Consider the following 16,209-nt stretch of genomic DNA (forward strand, 5'->3'; position numbering starts at 1 on the left):
CGCGGCCTCCCCGTCAGACGATCGGGTCGTGGACGGTGACGAGCTTGGTGCCGTCCGGGAAGGTGGCCTCCACCTGGACGTCGTGGATCATCTCCGGGACGCCCTCCATGACGTCGTCCCGGGTGAGCAGCTTGCGCCCGGAGGACATGAGTTCGGCCACGGTACGGCCGTCACGCGCGCCCTCCAGGATGTGCGAGGTGATGAGCGCGACGGCCTCCGGGTGGTTGAGCTTGAGCCCGCGGGCCCGGCGCTTCTCGGCGACGTCGGCCGCCACGTGGATCAGCAGCCTCTCTTGCTCGTGCGGGGTCAGTTGCACGTCCCACCTCACAGTCCTCGCTCCGGACCGTGCGGGTCCGGTTGCCGCGGCCACGGGGCAAAGTGCCTGGTGGCGTGGATCGGCAGGCTAGTTGGACCTGATTTCAGGCACGTTAACCAAGCTGTGATCCACACGGGCCTCGAAGCCCGGGCCGGTCTGCGCTGCGGCAGGGCCGGAGCGCGGGGCGAGCCGTGCTCCGCGCGGGCCGCACAGCGGCGACGACCTCGGCCCCTCGCAGGCCTTACGGCACGCGGCGCCCCGCACCCCGCAGAAGACCTCGCAGCGCGAGCCGAGCCGACCCGCAGCCCCAGCCCCAGCCCCAGGAGACCTCGCAGCCGGCCGCACCCCGCAGGAGACTTCACAGCCCGGCCGGCCCGCCCGTGCGCGTTCAGTTATCCGCGCGCGGGTCCCGCACGCTCATCAGTGCCCGGACGCCGTTCCTCAGGACCTCGGGGGGCAGTTCACCGAACACGGCCATCTGCGCCGCGAAGCCCTGCGCAATGGCGATCATCGTGCGGGCCATGGCGTCGGCGTCGACGTTCCCGGCGATGAGGTCCGCCGTCTTGTACCCCTCCACGACCCTCGCCCACGCGGCACGGACCTTGTCGTAGCCGGTTCCGAACGTGGCCGCCAGGGTCTCGTTGCGCAGGGTCTCGGCCCAGACCTGGAGCATCAGCCGGGGGAAGATCCACTCGCCGTGGTCGACGACCCCGGGCCTGACCTCCTTCAACCGCGCGAGGACCCGGGGGATCATCTCGTCCGGCAGCGGCGGAGGGGACTGCTGCGCCGCGCTCTCGAAGACGCCGCCCACCACGTCGAGCACCTCACCGACGATCGCGCCGATCAGCTCCTCCTTGCCGCTGAAGTAGCGGTAGACGGCGCCTGCGGACAGGCCGACCTCCTTCAACACGTCCTGCATGGACGTGGCATGGAAGCCGTTGCGGGCGAAGACGAGCGCGGCGCCGTCGAGGATCTGGCGGCGGCGGGCGTCGAGGTGTTCCTGGGAGACGCGGGCCATGCCGCCCAAGCTAAAACGAACATTCCTTCTTGACAAGCCGGCCCGGACGGGTCGACGGTGGAGAGACAGCAAAACGAACGATCCTTCTTTTTAGGTCACAGCTACGTCGCACCCCGAGGAGACACCTCATGTCCTCCCCCTCCACCGCGCCGACCAGGACGCCCGTCCGCCGCCTTATCACCGTCGTCCTCCTCGTCCCCGTCCTCGCCGCACTGGCCCTGTGGGCCTTCGCCTGGCCGGCCGCCCGTACCGCTCCCCGCGACGTCCCTCTCGGTGTGGCCGGGCCCGCCGCGGCCACGGCTCCGATCGAGAAGCGACTCGGGGAGCGTGAGGGCGCCTTCGAGATCCACCGCTACGCCGACGAGGCCGCCGCCCGGGAGGCCATCCAGGACCGAACGGTCTACGGGGCGGTCGTCGCCACGGACCGGGGCCCGAAACTGCTCACCGCGTCGGCCGCGAGCCCGACCGTCGCCCAGCTGCTCCAGCGGACCGTGGCACCACAGGCGGCGTCCGGGGGCGCGCAGATCGACACGGCGGACGTGGTGACCGCCCCGGCGAACGACCCGCGCGGCGCGGCCCTGAGCGCGAGCGTCCTGCCGCTGGCGCTGGCCGGCATCGCGGCGGGCTCGATGGTGACCGCGCTGGGCCCGCGCGGCGTGCGCGCCGCGGTCGCACTGCTCGGCGCGGCCGCGCTGGTGGGCGTGGTCGCGGCGGCCGTCGCGCACAGCTGGCTCGACGTACTCACGGGCGACTGGTGGGCCGAGGCCGCCGCGTTCGGACTGTCGACACTGGCCGTCGGTGGCGCCGTGGCCGGACTCGGCGCACTGGCCGGCACCGCCGGTGCCGGGATCATGGCGGCTGTGGTGATGCTGTTGGGCAACCCGTTCTCGGGCGCCGCCTCGGCTCCGCACATGCTGCCGGAGCCGGCCGGCGCGATCGGCCAGTGGCTGCCGCCGGGCGCGGGGGCGACGCTGCTGCGTTCGGTGGCGTACTTCGACGGCGCGGCGGCGACCGGCCCCGCCCTGACGCTGGCCTGGTGGGCCGCCCTGGGGCTGGGCGCGGTACTGCTCGGCGGCACGCTCGGCGCCCGGGCGGCGAACCGGGCCGACACCGCCGACGAGAAGAAGCTCGCGCCCGTCACCTGACCCGCCCCTCCCCCGCCGCACGACCGTGCGTCCCCGCCGTGACGACGGGACGCACGGTTTCGCTGTCCGGGACCCGCCGCGCGAACCCTGCCGGGCGGCTACGAAGGACCCGTCCCCCGGTGCTCGGCCGCGATGCCGAAGCGCTGCTGTTCGCGCGGAGCGGACGCGACCTCGCGGACGGTGGAGACCGCGCTGAGCACGTGCTCCTCCGCCAGCTCCTGGTGTTCGTCGAGTCGTCGCAGGTCATCGGCGGAGACAAGGGCGACGAGGGGCTTGCCGTGCCGGGTCACGACGACGCGCTCACCGCCGTACACCACACGGTTGATCAGGTCGGCGAGCTCAGCCCTCGCTTGCGTCACCGGAATCTCGTAGGCCATGAAGCCATCATAACGTCATGTACGTCCTGTACATTTTTGACAGACGCCGATGCTCTGCGAGGAGGGGTTCGCCATGACCCGACCGTCCGCCCGTCACGTCCTGCCGGAGTTCACGGAGCGCACGGGCTCCGGGCAACGGACGATGGATCCGTACTCGAAGCTGATGGAGGAGCGGATCGTCTTCCTCGGCACGCAGATCGACGAGACGTCGGCGAACGACGTGATGGCCCAGTTCATGCACCTCGAACACCAGGCCCCCGACCGGGACATCTCGCTGTACGTCAACTCCCCCGGCGGCTCGTTCCACGCGATGGCGGCGATCTACGACACGATGCGGTACGTCACCTGCGACGTGGAGACGATCTGCCTGGGCCAGGCCGGCGCGGCCGCCTCCGTGCTGCTGGCGGCGGGCACCCCTGGCAAGCGATTCGTACTGCCTGGCGCCCGCCTGGTGCTCCATCAGCCCCGGCTGCCCGAACCGGTGCGCGGGCAGGCGAGCGATCTGGCGATCCAGGCCGACGAGCTGACGCGCGTTCGGGCCCGGATGGAGGACCTGCTCGCGCGCCATACGGGCCGGACGCGCGAGCAGGTCAGGGCAGACATCGAGCGGGACAGGATCCTCGACGCCGAGGAAGCGGTCGAGTACGGCCTGGCCGACCGGGTCGTCCCCAGCCGCAAGGGCGCGCAGCCCGGCCCCGCCGCGAAGTGAGCCGCCGATGCTGCCACCGGAACTGCCGCCCCTGCCCGCCCTGACGCGCGCCGAGGCGGAGTTGATCGATCGTTACCTCGACGTGGTCGACCTGCTCGGCCGCATCAACCCGGCGCTGCCCGGTGACACCTACCGCGGACTGCGGGCCGCACAGGCGCTGGTCACGAAGGCGGTCGCCCTGCGCGACGCCCTGGCCGTGATGCACCAGCGCGGCGAGAGCGAACTGCACGCCGCCACGCTGGCCCGGGCACTGCGGGTGCTGGACGGCGAGCGGCGCACCGCGCGCGTCACCCTCCCCCCGGAGTCCGGAATCTGACGGTCCCCCACCGGGTCCGGACGCCCGTCCCGTGGACGTCGCGTCCGGACCCGAGACGAAACGGGCTGAACGGCGTACCCCCTTTGGGAGTATCCCTAGCTACTTTTTTCGGCCCTCCGGGCTTGCGCACCCCGCCTGACCCGGGGACGGAACGGGGTATTCCGTCGCTGGTCCGAGGCTCCCCGAGTCTCTGGACGGTGACTCGAACACGAGGGTGTCCACCCGAACGGGTGAGTGGTGAGTAACAACACAAATCCCCGGTTGCGTTGGGATTTTCCGACATCCATGGGTGAAGATCCCTGTCTGACGACAAGCCCCCGCCACCGCGGCGGGGCGGTCCGGGCGGACGCCGAGTCCTGCCGCCGCCCGGATGACCGGTCGACAGGAGTGGATCGGCAGGAGTGGAGGACCCAAGCATGACGGGCCGCCGGAGCGTCAGTTCCGAGCAGTCCTTGGGGTGAAGCCGCGAGCTCGCTCGCGGCCGGGCAACTTCGCCAGCCCGAATCCGACAGGTCATCCTTCACAGGCGGCTGACGAAGGGTTGCGCATGACTGCGCTCAATCGTGTCCCGTCGCTCATGGCCCGGGCCGGTACGGCCTCGGCCCTGACCATCGCCGCCGTGGGCGGCTCGATCGTGGCCCCCGGCTTCACCTCGGAGGCCCAGGCCGCCTCGCCCGCGACGAAGGCACTTCAGGTCGCGGCCTCGAAGAAGGGCTCGCCCTACAAGTGGGGCGCCACCGGACCGCACAGGTTCGACTGCTCGGGGCTCACGCTCTACTCGTTCAAGAAGGCAGGCAAGAAGCTGCCGCGCACGGCGGCCCAGCAGTACAACAAGACGCGCCACATCTCCTCGACGAACCGCAAGGCCGGGGACCTGGTGTTCTTCCACTCGGGCCGCAACGTCTACCACGTCGGCATCTACGCGGGTAAAGGCAGGATCTGGCACGCACCCAAGTCCGGGGACGTGGTGCGGCTGCAGAAGATCTGGACCAAGAGCGTCTGGTACGGCCGGGTGAAGTGATCCACTGATCGACTGATCCGTGCGGGCGGCAGCACATCGGGGTGCCGCCGCCCGCACGGGGCACGACGGCCCGCCCGGGGCATGACCGCCCCACCCGGGGCATGACGGCCCCGCCCGGGCGTGACGCTCCACGGGCACGACGGCCCGCACGGCACGACGGCGCACGGGCGTGACACGGGCTCAAGTGGTTACCCGTCACCGCATGGCCGAGCACCGTCCCTGCACCGCACGCAACGAGACGCCGCTGGAGAGAGCCGACCGCAACTTCGTCGAACTCCTCCAGGAACTGCGCGTCACCCAGACGGGCGTACAGATCCTCTTCGCCTTCCTGCTGTCGCTGGCCTTCACCTCCCGCTTCGGAGAACTCGACACGGTCCAGCGCGCCACCTACGTCACGGCTCTCCTGCTGGCCGTCCTCGCCGCGGCGCTCTTCACCGCGCCGGCCGCGCTGCACCGCTCGCTGTTCCAGCAGGGCGCCAAGCCGCGCATCGTGCAGGTCTCCTCGCGGCTGGCCACCGTCGGTCTGGCCGTGCTGGTGTTCGCCTTCAGCGGCTCGGTCATGCTGGTCGTGGATGTGACGACCGGCCGGGCCGGCGGCCTCGCCGCGGGTGCGGCGACCTTCCTGGTCTGTGTCGGCCTGTGGGGACTGCTCCCCCGGCTCGTACGACGCGCGGGCCTGGGCGAGGAGGGGCGCGAGAGCGAGCAGGACACCGAACCGGCGCACAGCACCGTCAGGCTGCCCCGGCCGTCGGTTCGAGGAGGAGAGCCGCGCCGAGAACCGTCAGTGCGGTACCGGTGACGCCTTCGACGACCCGTCCGGCCCGCGGGCCGCGCAGCCACCGGCCGAGGCGGTCCACCAGCAGCGCCACCACGGGGAACCACACCAGGGCGAGTACGACCACGATCAGCGCGAGCAGCAGCGTCCGGGGCACGGCGGGACTGCCCGCCGGCACGAACTGCGGCAGCAGGCTGAGGAACGTGATCGGGGCCTTGGGGTTGAGGGCGTTCGTCACGAAGCCCTGCCGCAGGGGCCGTGCCGCGGACCCGCCGTCGTCCTGAACGGCCCCGGTCCGCGGCCGCCGCAGTGACCACAGGGTTCGTACGCCCAGGTACAGGACATAGGCGCCGCCCAGCAGTCGGAGCGCGTGGAAGAGCGCCGGCACGGCCGTCAGCACCGCAGCGACCCCCGCCACCGCCAGCGCCGTGTGCACGAGCAGCCCGGCCGCGATGCCGAGCGCGCACGCGACGCCGGCCCGACGGGAGACCAGGGCGTTGCGCACGACCACGGTGAAGTCGGCGCCCGGCATCGCGATCATGCCCGCCGCGACACCCGTGAACGTGATGAGCTGTGCGTCCATGCGCCCAGCCTGCCGGGACCCGGCCTTCAGAAGGTATGTCGAATATGCTGCCCAGCCCTTAAGCGATTCTTTGGGCTGCGGAGGTCCGGCATGTACGACCCGACCCGACTGGCCGCGCTGGTCGCCGTCGCCGAGGCCGGCTCGATCACCCGGGCCGCCGAACGCCTCGGCTACACTCCGCCCGCGCTCTCCCAGCAACTGGCCAAGCTGGAACGGGAGGCGGGCACGGCCCTGCTGGTCCGCCACCACAGAGGGACGCGGCTGACGGGCGCGGGCGAACTGCTGGTGACACGGGCCCGGCGGGTGCTGGACGAACTGGAGCGGGCCCGGCACGAACTGGCACGGCTGACCGGCCTCACGGGCGGCACCCTCCGGCTCGGCACCTTCCAGACGGCGGGCATCCACCTGCTGCCGCCGGTGCTCAGCGCGTTCCGCCGGGCGCATCCGGACGTGGCACTCACCGTCGCCGACTACGAACCGCCGGCCGGCATCGCCGCGGTCGCCGCCGGCGAGATCGACCTGGCGCTGACGCACACGTACCAACCGCCGATCCGGCCCCGCTTCCCGCCACCGTGCGCGCGGAACCCGTGCTGGTCGAGGAACTGGTGCTGGTGACCGCCCCCGGTCATGTCCTCACCGGCGGTACGTCCCGGCTGCCTCTGGCGGAGCTCGCCGGGCAGCCGCTGATCAGCATGGCACCGGACCATCCCGCCCGGCAGGGCGTCGAGACGGCGCTGGCCCGGGCCGGGGCCGCCCCGTCGGTGGTGGTCGCCACCCCCGGGTACGCGCTGGTGTGCGCGCTGGTCAGTGCGGGCCTGGGAGTCGGAGTCGTACCGGAGATGGTGGCGCGGACGGCGGCCACCCCGGTCGGTACGCGCCCGCTGGATCCGGGAGAGCTGCGCCGTACGATCGCGGTCGTCCACCGTGCCGAGGAAGCGGCACCGGCCGCCGACGCCTTCCGGGCCTTGTTGCGCGGCGCGTTCGGCCGTGCCCGGCAGACCCACCCGGCGTGAAGCCCACGGTTGCTGCCCGTAGGACCGGGCATCCGTGGCCCTACGGTTCCTGCCGGCCGACCGTCGGGACCGGCTCCGCCGGGGTGCTCCACGGCAGTTCGATGGAGACGGTCTTGCCGCCCTCGCGGGTGGGGCGGACGCGCAGTCTTCCACCGCACTCCGCGGCCAGACAGCGGATGATCACCATGCCGCGGCCGTTGTCCTGCTGGACGGCGGCGGGCAGCCGCTTGGGGAAGCGCGGGTGGCTGTCGGTGACGCCGACGCGCAGCCGTTCGTCGCGGTCGAGGGCCACGGCCACCGTGAAGGTCGGCGACTGGCCGAGGGTGTGCTGGACGGCGTTGGTGGCGAGTTCGGAGACGATGAGCCGGATGGTGTCGGACACTTCCGTGCCCGCCGCGAGGCCCCACTCCGCCAGCGTGCCCACCACATAGGCACGAGCGGCGGAGACCGAGGCGGGATCGCTCGGCAGAGTGACGGATGCTTCCAAATGGTCTGCCATGGCGACGTCGTCCCTTTCCCACGGGACCGCAGTCCGACACGGAGCGGAAGGTTCGAGTACGGTCCCGGACTGGTGCTTCGCCCGCCAGACTGCCATCACCACGCCGGTGAAGGACGGCGATCCACCAAGATATGCATATATCTGTCGCTCAAAGCGGTGAACTCTGCGACGCGAGACCGTATTTGGGCGCCTCATAAGGAGTAAGGAGGAGCGCATGCAACACGGTCCCGCGGTGCGCCGCCGGAAGCTGGGCGCCGAACTGCGCGCGCTGCGCACCTCGGCAGGGCTCACCAGTGGCGAGGCGGCCCGATTGGTGGGATGGCACCAGTCGAAAGTGAGCCGCATCGAAACCGGCACCAGCGGTGTGAAACCGGCCGATGTGCGGTTACTGCTCGACGCGTACGGAGTGAGCGACTCCCAACTACGGGAGTTGCTGATGATGTTGGCGGGATCCGACGACACCGGCGGTCGGCATCACTGGTGGCACGCGTACCGGGGGGTGCTGCCGCCGACCTACCGCGACTTCATCAGCCTGGAGTCCCAGGCCAGCGCGATGCGCACGCTGGAGACCACCGTCGTCCCCGGGTTGTTGCAGACGCCCGAGTACGCGCGGGCGGTGACGAGGGCCGCGGTGGAGGGCCTGTCGGAGGAGCGGCTCGACACGCTGGTGGAGGTGCGGCTGGCGCGGCAGGACGTGCTGCGTGCCGATCGGCCACTGGTGCTGAACGCCGTGCTGGACGAGGCGGTGCTGCGCCGGGAGGTCGGGGGTCCAGGGGTCATGGCCCGGCAGCTGACGCGGCTGGTCGAGGCGGCTCGGCTGCCCCAAGTCCGGCTCCAGGTGCTGCCGTTCGCCGCCGGCGCGCACATCGGCGTCACCGGGCCTTTCGTAATCTTCTCATTTTCGAACACTTCTGATCTGGATGTTGTCGTACTCGACCACTTGACGAGTAGCCTCTATCTCGAACGGAAAGAAGACCTCCAGGCCTACACGGAGGCCTTCAACGCCCTTCAGATCCACGCCCTTTCGCCCGAGGAATCGTTGGATTTCATCGCCGGGACAGCTGCCGGCGCGTAAGGAGGCACCATGCGTGCACTGCCTCGGACCATCCCTTCCAGCACCGAACTGCACGACGTGCGGTGGCTGCGCAGCAGCTACAGCACCGGCGCGAACAACTGCGTCGAGACGGCCCGTCCGGCCTCCGGACCGTGGGCCGGACTGCTCGCCGTGCGCGACTCCAAGGACCCGGCCGGCCCCGCGCTGCTCTTCTCCCCCGACAGCTGGGCGGAGTTCACGGCGGCGATCGGCTGATCCCCGACCGGTCCGGTCGGCCCGACCGGTCGCTCAGGCCGACCGGTCGCTCAACCTGAAACCGCCCCTCGACCCCATCTGTCCGTCAGCCGCGAGGCACGGCCGTGCACGCCGACTCATGGCCGCGTTTCGCCGATCACCCGTACAGCGCGTGCGATCTGCTCCCCGGAGAGGTCCGCACGGGCGGTCAGTCTCAGCCGTGAGATGCCGTCGGGCACGGAAGGAGGTCGGAAACAGCCCACGGCCAGCCCGGCCGCACGGCACTCGGCCGCCCATCGCACGGCCCCCTCCGGGGAGGGCGCGCGCACGGAGACGACCGCGGCGTCCGGACGGACCGCCTCCAGACCGGCGGCGGTCAGCCGGGCGTGCAGGTCGGCCGCCACCGCGCGCGCCCGCGCCGCCCGCTCCGGTTCGCGGCGCAGCAGCTTCAGCGCCGCCAGGGCACCGCCCGCCGCCGCCGGGGCGAGGCCCGTGTCGAAGATGAACGTGCGGGCCGCGTTGACCAGATGGTCGATGACCCGGGCGGGGCCGAGGACGGCTCCGCCCTGGCTGCCGAGCGACTTGGACAGCGTGACCGTCACGACGAGGTCGTCGGCGCCGGCGAGCCCCGCGGCGTGCGGGGCTCCTCGGCCGCCGTCGCCGAGCACGCCCAGGCCGTGGGCGTCGTCGACCACCAGTCCCGCGCCGTGCTCCCGGCACGCCTCCGCGAGTGCGGCGAGCGGGGCCGCGTCGCCGTCGACCGAGAAGACCGTGTCGGACACGGCGATCGCGGGCCCGTCGTGCGTGCGCAGGGCCTTGCGCACGGCATCCGGTTCGGCGTGCGCCACGACCTGCGTGCTGCCCCGGGCCAGTCGGCAGCCGTCGATCAGTGAGGCGTGGTTGCCGACGTCGGAGACGATCAGCGAGCCGTGCGGCGCCAGCGCGGTGACCGCGGCGAGGTTGGCCGCGTAGCCGGAGGAGAAGACGAGGGCCGCCTCGGCGCCGCAGAAATCGGCCAGTTCCCGTTCCAGCTCGGTGTGCAGTTCGGTGGTGCCGGTGACCAGCCGGGAACCGGTCGCGCCGCCGCCCCAGGTCCGCGCGGCCCGTGCGGCGCCCTCGGTGACCTCCGGGTGGCGGGCCAGACCCAGGTAGTCGTTGCTCGCCAGATCGAGGAGCGGAGAGTCGGCCGGGCGCGGGCGCAGAGTCCGTACGAGGCCGGCGCGGCGGCGCAGTTCCGCCTGCTCGTCGATCCAGCCGAACACCATGGGTCCTCCGGGGGAATTTGTAGGCAGTGCACAGACACTAGCGGCCTGGTCGGCAGGCCAGGATGTGGCAATACCCACACGTCGAAGCGCCTGTGTTGTGCGAAGTCTCCTTGGCCCGGGACGGGTCCGTACGACAGGATCAGCTCCCATGGACCTGCTGAAGACGCTGGTGGACAAGGGGCTGCGGCGCGAGCTGCCGACCCGCGAGGAGGCGCTGGCCGTCCTCGCGACTTCCGATGACGACCTGCTCGATGTGGTGGCCGCGGCCGGGAAGGTGCGCCGGCACTGGTTCGGCCGACGGGTGAAACTCAACTACCTCGTCAACCTGAAGTCCGGCCTGTGCCCGGAGGACTGCTCCTACTGCTCCCAGCGGCTCGGTTCCAAGGCCGACATCCTCAAGTACACCTGGCTGAAACCCGAGGAGGCGTCCCAGGCCGCGGCGGCCGGGCTCGCCGGGGGCGCCAAGCGGGTGTGCCTGGTGGCCAGCGGCCGGGGTCCGACCGACCGCGACGTGGACCGGGTCTCCGAGACCATCAAGGCGATCAAGGAGCAGAACGAGGGCGTCGAGGTGTGCGCCTGTCTCGGGCTGCTCTCCGACGGCCAGGCGGAGCGGCTGCGCGAGGCCGGCGCGGACGCCTACAACCACAACCTCAACACGTCCGAGGCGACGTACGGGGACATCACGACCACGCACACCTACGCCGACCGGGTGGACACGGTCCACAAGGCGCACGCGGCCGGGCTGTCCGCCTGCTCCGGGCTGATCGCGGGCATGGGCGAGAACGACGAGGACCTGGTGGACGTGGTCTTCTCGCTGCGTGAGCTGGACCCGGACTCGGTTCCGGTCAACTTCCTGATCCCGTTCGAGGGCACCCCGCTGGCCAAGGAGTGGCACCTCACCCCGCAGCGCTGCCTGCGCATCCTGGCGATGGTCCGCTTCGTCTGCCCGGACGTCGAGGTGCGCATCGCGGGCGGCCGCGAGGTTCATCTCCGTACGATGCAGCCGCTCGCCCTGCACCTGGCCAACTCGATCTTCCTCGGCGACTACCTCACCAGCGAGGGCCAGGCGGGCAAGGCCGACCTGGAGATGATCGCGGACGCCGGGTTCGAGGTGGAGGGCACCGACCAGGTGACGCTGCCCGAGCATCGCGCCGCCGGCGGATGCCACGAGGGCGGCGGGTGCGGCTCGGGCCAGGACGGCGGAGTCTGCGGCCCCGCACCTGCGCCGCGTGTCGACGAGCCCAGGCCCGACCTGGTCGCCGTACGCCGCCGGGGCGCCGGAACGGATCTCGCGCCCAATGCCTGAGCTGAGCGTGCCCGAGCTGCTCGCACTGGACCGGCGGCATGTGTGGCATCCGTACGGCCCCATGCCCGGCCGCCAGGAGCCGCTCGTCGTGGAGTCGGCGAACGGCGTGCGCCTGAAGCTGGCCGACGGCTCGGGCGAGCTGGTCGACGGCATGTCGTCCTGGTGGTCGGCGATCCACGGCTACAACCACCCGGTGCTCAACGAGGCCGCGCACGAGCAGCTCGGGCGCATGAGCCATGTGATGTTCGGCGGGCTCACCCACGAGCCCGCCGTACGGCTCGTGAAGCACCTTGTCGACATGTCGCCCGACGGGCTGGAGCACGTCTTCCTCGCCGACTCCGGGTCCGTGTCGGTCGAGGTGGCCGTCAAGATGTGCCTGCAGTACTGGCGTTCGCTGGGCCGTCCGGGCAAGCAGCGGCTGCTGACCTGGCGCGGCGGCTATCACGGCGACACCTGGCAGCCGATGTCGGTGTGCGACCCCGAGGGCGGGATGCACCAGCTGTGGACCGGTGTGCTCCCGCGCCAGGTGTTCGCCGGACCGCCGCCCGCCGAGTACGAGGAGCCGTACGCCGACCATCTGCGCGAGCTGATCGGACGGCATGCCGGTGAGCTGGCCGCGGTCGTGGTCGAGCCGGTGGTGCAAGGGGCGGGTGGGATGCGGTTCCACTCCCCCGCCTATCTGCGGGTGCTGCGCGAGGCGTGCGACGCCCACGACGTCCTGCTGGTGTTCGACGAGATCGCCACCGGGTTCGGGCGGACCGGCGCGCTGTTCGCGGCGGAGCACGCGGGTGTGGCGCCCGACGTGATGTGTGTGGGCAAGGCGCTGACCGGCGGCTATCTGACCATGGCGGCGACGCTGTGCGCCTCCCGGGTGGCCGAGGGCATCTCGCGGGGCGAGGTTCCGGTGCTCGCCCACGGGCCGACGTTCATGGGCAATCCGCTGGCGGCTGCCGTCGCCTGCGCCTCCATCGAGCTGCTGCTGGGCCAGGACTGGCGCGCGGAGGTCAGGCGGATCGAGACGGGCCTGCGGGAGGGCCTCGCGGCGGCCTCGGATCTTCCCGGTGTGAAGGACGTACGCGTCCTGGGAGCCATCGGGGTCGTCCAGCTGGACCACCCCGTGGACATGCGGGCCGCCACGGAGGCCGCCGTCCGCGAGGGCGTGTGGCTGCGGCCGTTCCGGGACCTGATCTACACGATGCCGCCGTACGTGACGGGCGACGCGGACGTGGCGCGGATCGCGCGCGCGGTGTGCGCGGCCGCGCGGGAGGGATGACATGCCGGTACTGGTGATCACGGGGACGGGCACGGAGATCGGCAAGACGGTCGTGACGGCCGCCGTCGCCGCGACCGCGCTGGCGGCCGGCCGGTCGGTGGCCGTGCTGAAGGCGGCGCAGACGGGTGTGGGGCAGGACGAGCCCGGGGACGCCGCGGAGGTCGCGCGGCTCGCCGGTGCGGTGACGGCGGCGGAGGTCGCCCGGTTCCCCGAGCCGTTGGCGCCGGGCACGGCCGCCCGCCGGGCCGGTCGCGCGCCGGTCCATCCGCACGAGGTCGCGGAGACCGCCGCGAAACTGGCCACGGAGCACGACCTGGTGCTGGTCGAGGGCGCGGGCGGACTGCTCGTACGGTTCGACGCGGCGGGCGGCACCCTGGCGGACGCGGCCCAGCTGCTCGCGGCGCCGGTGCTGGTCGTGGCGCCCGCGGGCCTCGGCACGCTGAACATGACGGAACTGACCGTACGTGAACTCCGCTACCGGCAGTTGAGGGTGGCGGGGATCGTGATCGGCAGCTGGCCCGCCGAGCCGGACCTCGCCTCGCGCTGCAACCTCGCGGACCTGCCGGAGGTGGCGGAGGCACCCCTGCTCGGCGCCGTACCCGAGGGAGCGGCGGCCCTGGACCCCGCCGACTTCCGCGCCGCGTCACCCCACTGGCTGGCTCCCCGCCTCGACGGCACGTGGGACGCGGAGGCGTTCCGGGTACGGCAGGCACCCTGATCGCCGGCGCGTGATCCGGCAGGGCTCCGTCCGAGGAACGGTGGGGCGGGTTTGTCGCTCGGCGACGGGGCGCGCGGCTCGTTGAGGCCGGCGTTCCGAGCGGCCGTGCCGGCGCGAGGGGGATGGGCCGGGCCCGGGCGGGGGAGAATCGCCGTGAGGCCTGTCCTGTCGAGGAGGTCGCCATGCCGCTGCGGTCCGCCGGACGAGTGCGGGATGCCGTGCATCACCCGCTGTTCGCCCGCTACTACGCCCGGGTCAGCGTGACCGCCGAGCACCGGATGGGCATGGCCGGCGTGCGCCGGACGCTGCTTGCCGGGCTGTCGGGGCGGGTGATCGAGATCGGCGCCGGCAACGGCCTGAACTTCGCGCACTACCCGAGCACCGTCGCGGAGGTCGTCGCCATCGAACCGGAGCGTGTGCTGCGCCGGTTGGCGGTGGAGGCGGCGCTGCGCGCCGACGTCCCGGTCGATGTGGTGCCGGGGGCCGCGGAGGCGCTGCCGGTCAAGAGCGAGGGCTTTGACGCGGCGGTGGTCTCGCTGGTGCTGTGCAGCGTGCGCGACGTGCCGCGCGCGCTCGCGGAGCTGCGGCGGGTGCTGCGGCCGGGCGGCGAGGTGCGGTTCTTCGAGCACGGTGCGGGCGGCGGCCGGCTGATGGCCTTCACCCAGCGCGCGCTGGACCGGACGCTGTGGCCGCCGCTGAACGGCGGCTGCCACCTGTCCCGCGACCCGGTCGGGGCGCTGCGGGACGCCGGGTTCGCGCTCGGCCCCTACCGGCGGACGCTGATGCCGGAGAAGGGGCCGACGCTCCCCACCTCCTACTGCGTGCTGGGCACGGCCTGGCGGCCCGGGCACGAGGAGGAGCCCGCGGAGTAGCTCACAGGCTCCACCGGCGCAGTTCCCGCGCGATGTCCTGTACCGACGCCTCGCCGCTCTTGACCAGCCGGGCGAGATCGCGGACCTGCTCGGGCGAGGTGACGACCTTCTCGCCGCCGGCGACGAGGTACGCGTAGGCGACGGCGGAGGCGAACAGGGCGTTGGAGCGTTCCAGCGCGGGGACGTGGAGCAGGAGTTGCAGCAGTGCGGCGGCGCGGGCGTGCGGGGAGTCGTAGACGGGGACGCCGAATATCTCGGCCTGATGGCGTGCGACGGCGGCGACGAGGGCACCCCAGTCGGTGACCTGGGGGTCTCCGGGGGTCTTCTGCTCGGCGAGCATCAGCAGCCAGGCGAGGTCGATTCTGAGGTTCTCCAACGGATCAGCGGCGACCTTCGCGCGCGCCCTCGCGGTCCGCACCGGCTCCCGACGCCGCCCGGGCGGAGGTCCCTCCGTCGAACTCCTCGGCGAAGACGGCCTCGTACTGCTTCATGAAGTCGGCGGCGGCCTCCACGAACGTGTGGCCGACCTCCCCGGTGTCCTGTCTGACCAGCTCCTCGATGTAGCGGTTGACGCTCATGCCGCGGGCCAGCGCGCGTTCGCGGGCCGCGCGGGCGGTGTCCTCGTCCACGCGCACGTTCAGCTGGGTCTTCGCCATACCTCGACGCTAGCGCCGGGGCGCTAGCACCGGCAAGGGCGGGACTCCGACCCAGGGAGGATACCGAGTGTGCGCCACGTCACATTACGCTCGACCGGGACAAGGAAGACATGGACGACAGCGGCACCTTTCCACCACGAGGAGGCGGCCTTGTCCACACCTGCTGCGGAGCACGCCCCGGGCCTGGCGTCGGACGACGGGATCGCGGCCCGCGCCCGCGGTCTGACCAAGGTGTACGGCTCGGGCGAGACGGCGGTGCTCGCCCTGGACTCGGTGGACGTGGACATCGTGCGGGGCCGTTTCACCGCGGTGATGGGGCCGTCGGGCTCCGGGAAGTCCACCCTGATGCACTGCCTCGCGGGGCTCGACACGGTCTCGGCCGGGCAGGTGTGGATCGGTGACACCGAGATCACGGGGCTGAAGGAGCGGGACCTGACCCGGCTGCGGCGGGACCGGATCGGGTTCATGTTCCAGTCGTTCAACCTCGTCCCGACCCTGAACGCGCTGGAGAACATCACCCTGCCCATGGACATCGCCGGCCAGAAGCCCAACGAGAAGTGGCTGGACCAGGTCATCGACACGCTGGGGCTCAGGGACCGTCTGCGGCACCGGCCGTCCCAGCTGTCCGGCGGGCAGCAGCAGCGCGTGGCCTGCGCGCGGGCGCTGGCCTCCCGGCCCGAGCTGATCTTCGCGGACGAGCCGACCGGCAACCTCGACTCGCGCGCCGGCCTGGAGGTCCTCGGCTTCCTGCGGGAGGCCGTCGACGACCTCGGGCAGACGGTCGTCATGGTCAGTCACGACCCGGGCGCCGCCGCCCACTCCGACCTGGTGCTCTTCCTCGGCGACGGCCGGATCGTCGACGAGATGCGGCGGCCGACGGCGGAGGCGGTGCTGGAACGGATGAAGCGCTTCGACGTGATCCGCGCCCAGTTCGACGACGGCGGCCCGGCGCCACGCGACGGCGGCCGGCCGCCCGACGACCGAGGTCCGGTGCCCCACGACGGCGCCTCGGCGCGCGGCACCGTCCCGGTGGACGGTCCGCCTTCCGAGGGGAACTGA

General features: G+C 72.2%; 20 protein-coding genes, 1 pseudogene and 1 riboswitch. Of the genes and pseudogenes, 13 read left to right on the forward strand and 8 right to left on the reverse strand.

The genetic code is table 11. The features are described 5' to 3' along the window. Nucleotides 1-13: 13 nt before the first annotated feature. Together ACFPZJ_RS06685 and ACFPZJ_RS06690 are read right to left on the reverse strand one after the other, a co-directional pair. Nucleotides 14-316, reverse strand: coding sequence for an urease subunit gamma (locus ACFPZJ_RS06685; protein ID WP_037890687.1), 303 nt, complete (start codon nucleotides 314-316; stop codon nucleotides 14-16). A gap of 388 nt (nucleotides 317-704) precedes the next feature. After that, nucleotides 705-1,334: a TetR/AcrR family transcriptional regulator gene (locus ACFPZJ_RS06690; RefSeq protein ID WP_381018557.1), complete on the reverse strand. Its 630-nt coding sequence runs from the start codon at nucleotides 1,332-1,334 to the stop codon at nucleotides 705-707. 128 nt (nucleotides 1,335-1,462) lie between these two features. Between ACFPZJ_RS06690 and ACFPZJ_RS06695 the strand changes: the two genes are divergently transcribed. After that, complete coding sequence (locus ACFPZJ_RS06695; RefSeq protein ID WP_381018559.1) at nucleotides 1,463-2,479, forward strand: ABC transporter permease; 1,017 nt, start codon at nucleotides 1,463-1,465, stop codon at nucleotides 2,477-2,479. Between the two features lie 98 nt (nucleotides 2,480-2,577). Here ACFPZJ_RS06695 and ACFPZJ_RS06700 read toward each other — a convergent pair whose 3' ends face one another. Further along, nucleotides 2,578-2,856, reverse strand: coding sequence for a type II toxin-antitoxin system Phd/YefM family antitoxin (locus ACFPZJ_RS06700; protein ID WP_381018561.1), 279 nt, complete (start codon nucleotides 2,854-2,856; stop codon nucleotides 2,578-2,580). 73 nt (nucleotides 2,857-2,929) lie between these two features. Between ACFPZJ_RS06700 and ACFPZJ_RS06705 the strand changes: the two genes are divergently transcribed. The 4 genes from ACFPZJ_RS06705 to ACFPZJ_RS06720 all read left to right on the forward strand — a co-directional run bounded on the left by ACFPZJ_RS06705 (nucleotide 2,930) and on the right by ACFPZJ_RS06720 (nucleotide 5,701). Next, nucleotides 2,930-3,565, forward strand: coding sequence for an ATP-dependent Clp protease proteolytic subunit (locus tag ACFPZJ_RS06705; protein WP_381018563.1), 636 nt, complete (start codon nucleotides 2,930-2,932; stop codon nucleotides 3,563-3,565). 7 nt (nucleotides 3,566-3,572) lie between these two features. Then, entirely contained in the window at nucleotides 3,573-3,881 is a 309-nt protein-coding gene (locus ACFPZJ_RS06710) for a hypothetical protein (protein WP_381018566.1), read from the forward strand. Between the two features lie 350 nt (nucleotides 3,882-4,231). Next, nucleotides 4,232-4,425, forward strand: a riboswitch (cyclic di-AMP (ydaO/yuaA leader). A 3-nt stretch (nucleotides 4,426-4,428) separates the two neighbouring features. Then, nucleotides 4,429-4,902, forward strand: a complete 474-nt coding sequence (locus ACFPZJ_RS06715) for a C40 family peptidase (protein ID WP_381018569.1) — start codon at nucleotides 4,429-4,431, stop codon at nucleotides 4,900-4,902. A gap of 202 nt (nucleotides 4,903-5,104) precedes the next feature. Beyond that, the gene (locus ACFPZJ_RS06720; RefSeq protein ID WP_381018571.1) at nucleotides 5,105-5,701 is read left to right on the forward strand and encodes a DUF6328 family protein; all 597 of its coding nucleotides are present in this window, start codon (nucleotides 5,105-5,107) and stop codon (nucleotides 5,699-5,701) included. On the opposite strand, the gene ACFPZJ_RS06725 is transcribed toward ACFPZJ_RS06720, so the two are convergent. Next, nucleotides 5,634-6,260 carry a LysE family translocator gene (locus ACFPZJ_RS06725; RefSeq protein ID WP_381018573.1) on the reverse strand — a complete coding sequence of 209 codons (627 nt, stop codon included), beginning with the start codon at nucleotides 6,258-6,260 and terminating at the stop codon, nucleotides 5,634-5,636. The two genes, ACFPZJ_RS06720 and ACFPZJ_RS06725, sit on opposite strands and share 68 nt — an antisense overlap. Before the next feature lie 90 nt (nucleotides 6,261-6,350). Here ACFPZJ_RS06725 and ACFPZJ_RS06730 point away from each other — a divergent pair. Then, nucleotides 6,351-7,273 (forward strand): annotated as a pseudogene (locus tag ACFPZJ_RS06730) (LysR family transcriptional regulator). Between the two features lie 40 nt (nucleotides 7,274-7,313). On the opposite strand, the gene ACFPZJ_RS06735 reads toward ACFPZJ_RS06730, so the two are convergent. Then, nucleotides 7,314-7,772, reverse strand: a complete 459-nt coding sequence (locus ACFPZJ_RS06735; RefSeq protein ID WP_381018576.1) for an ATP-binding protein — start codon at nucleotides 7,770-7,772, stop codon at nucleotides 7,314-7,316. Between the two features lie 214 nt (nucleotides 7,773-7,986). On the opposite strand from ACFPZJ_RS06735, the gene ACFPZJ_RS06740 reads away from it, so the two are divergent. Together ACFPZJ_RS06740 and ACFPZJ_RS06745 are read left to right on the forward strand one after the other, a co-directional pair. Then, the gene (locus ACFPZJ_RS06740) at nucleotides 7,987-8,847 is read left to right on the forward strand and encodes a helix-turn-helix domain-containing protein (protein WP_381018579.1); all 861 of its coding nucleotides are present in this window, start codon (nucleotides 7,987-7,989) and stop codon (nucleotides 8,845-8,847) included. 9 nt (nucleotides 8,848-8,856) lie between these two features. Continuing rightward, a complete protein-coding gene (locus tag ACFPZJ_RS06745; RefSeq protein WP_381018581.1) occupies nucleotides 8,857-9,081 on the forward strand; it encodes a DUF397 domain-containing protein in 225 nt (74 codons plus the stop codon). Nucleotides 9,082-9,197: 116 nt separating this feature from the next. On the opposite strand, the gene ACFPZJ_RS06750 is transcribed toward ACFPZJ_RS06745, so the two are convergent. Further along, nucleotides 9,198-10,325: an 8-amino-7-oxononanoate synthase gene (locus ACFPZJ_RS06750; protein WP_381018584.1), complete on the reverse strand. Its 1,128-nt coding sequence runs from the start codon at nucleotides 10,323-10,325 to the stop codon at nucleotides 9,198-9,200. 148 nt (nucleotides 10,326-10,473) lie between these two features. On the opposite strand from ACFPZJ_RS06750, the gene bioB reads away from it, so the two are divergent. The 4 genes from bioB (at nucleotide 10,474) to ACFPZJ_RS06770 (ending at nucleotide 14,494) form a co-directional block, all read left to right on the forward strand. Beyond that, a complete protein-coding gene (gene bioB / locus ACFPZJ_RS06755) occupies nucleotides 10,474-11,631 on the forward strand; it encodes a biotin synthase BioB (protein ID WP_381018587.1) in 1,158 nt (385 codons plus the stop codon). Then, complete coding sequence (locus tag ACFPZJ_RS06760) at nucleotides 11,624-12,904, forward strand: adenosylmethionine--8-amino-7-oxononanoate transaminase (RefSeq protein WP_381018590.1); 1,281 nt, start codon at nucleotides 11,624-11,626, stop codon at nucleotides 12,902-12,904. The genes bioB and ACFPZJ_RS06760 overlap by 8 nt, the downstream gene beginning before the upstream one ends. 1 nt (nucleotide 12,905) lies before the next feature. Continuing rightward, nucleotides 12,906-13,622, forward strand: a complete 717-nt coding sequence (gene bioD, locus ACFPZJ_RS06765) for a dethiobiotin synthase (protein WP_381018592.1) — start codon at nucleotides 12,906-12,908, stop codon at nucleotides 13,620-13,622. A gap of 182 nt (nucleotides 13,623-13,804) precedes the next feature. Next, on the forward strand, nucleotides 13,805-14,494 hold the full coding sequence (locus ACFPZJ_RS06770) for a class I SAM-dependent methyltransferase (RefSeq protein WP_381018594.1): 690 nt from the start codon (nucleotides 13,805-13,807) through the stop codon (nucleotides 14,492-14,494). 1 nt (nucleotide 14,495) lies between these two features. Here ACFPZJ_RS06770 and ACFPZJ_RS06775 read toward each other — a convergent pair whose 3' ends face one another. After that, nucleotides 14,496-14,870 (reverse strand): fic family toxin-antitoxin system, toxin component, encoded by a 375-nt coding sequence (locus ACFPZJ_RS06775; RefSeq protein WP_381018597.1) that lies wholly within the window; start codon nucleotides 14,868-14,870, stop codon nucleotides 14,496-14,498. Nucleotides 14,871-14,874: 4 nt separating this feature from the next. Then, entirely contained in the window at nucleotides 14,875-15,150 is a 276-nt protein-coding gene (locus tag ACFPZJ_RS06780; RefSeq protein WP_381018600.1) for a toxin-antitoxin system HicB family antitoxin, read from the reverse strand. 150 nt (nucleotides 15,151-15,300) lie between these two features. On the opposite strand from ACFPZJ_RS06780, the gene ACFPZJ_RS06785 reads away from it, so the two are divergent. Beyond that, the gene (locus ACFPZJ_RS06785; protein ID WP_381018602.1) at nucleotides 15,301-16,209 is read left to right on the forward strand and encodes an ABC transporter ATP-binding protein; all 909 of its coding nucleotides are present in this window, start codon (nucleotides 15,301-15,303) and stop codon (nucleotides 16,207-16,209) included.

The organism is Streptomyces bullii (assembly GCF_042657145.1).
Taxonomy (GTDB): domain Bacteria; phylum Actinomycetota; class Actinomycetes; order Streptomycetales; family Streptomycetaceae; genus Streptomyces; species Streptomyces bullii.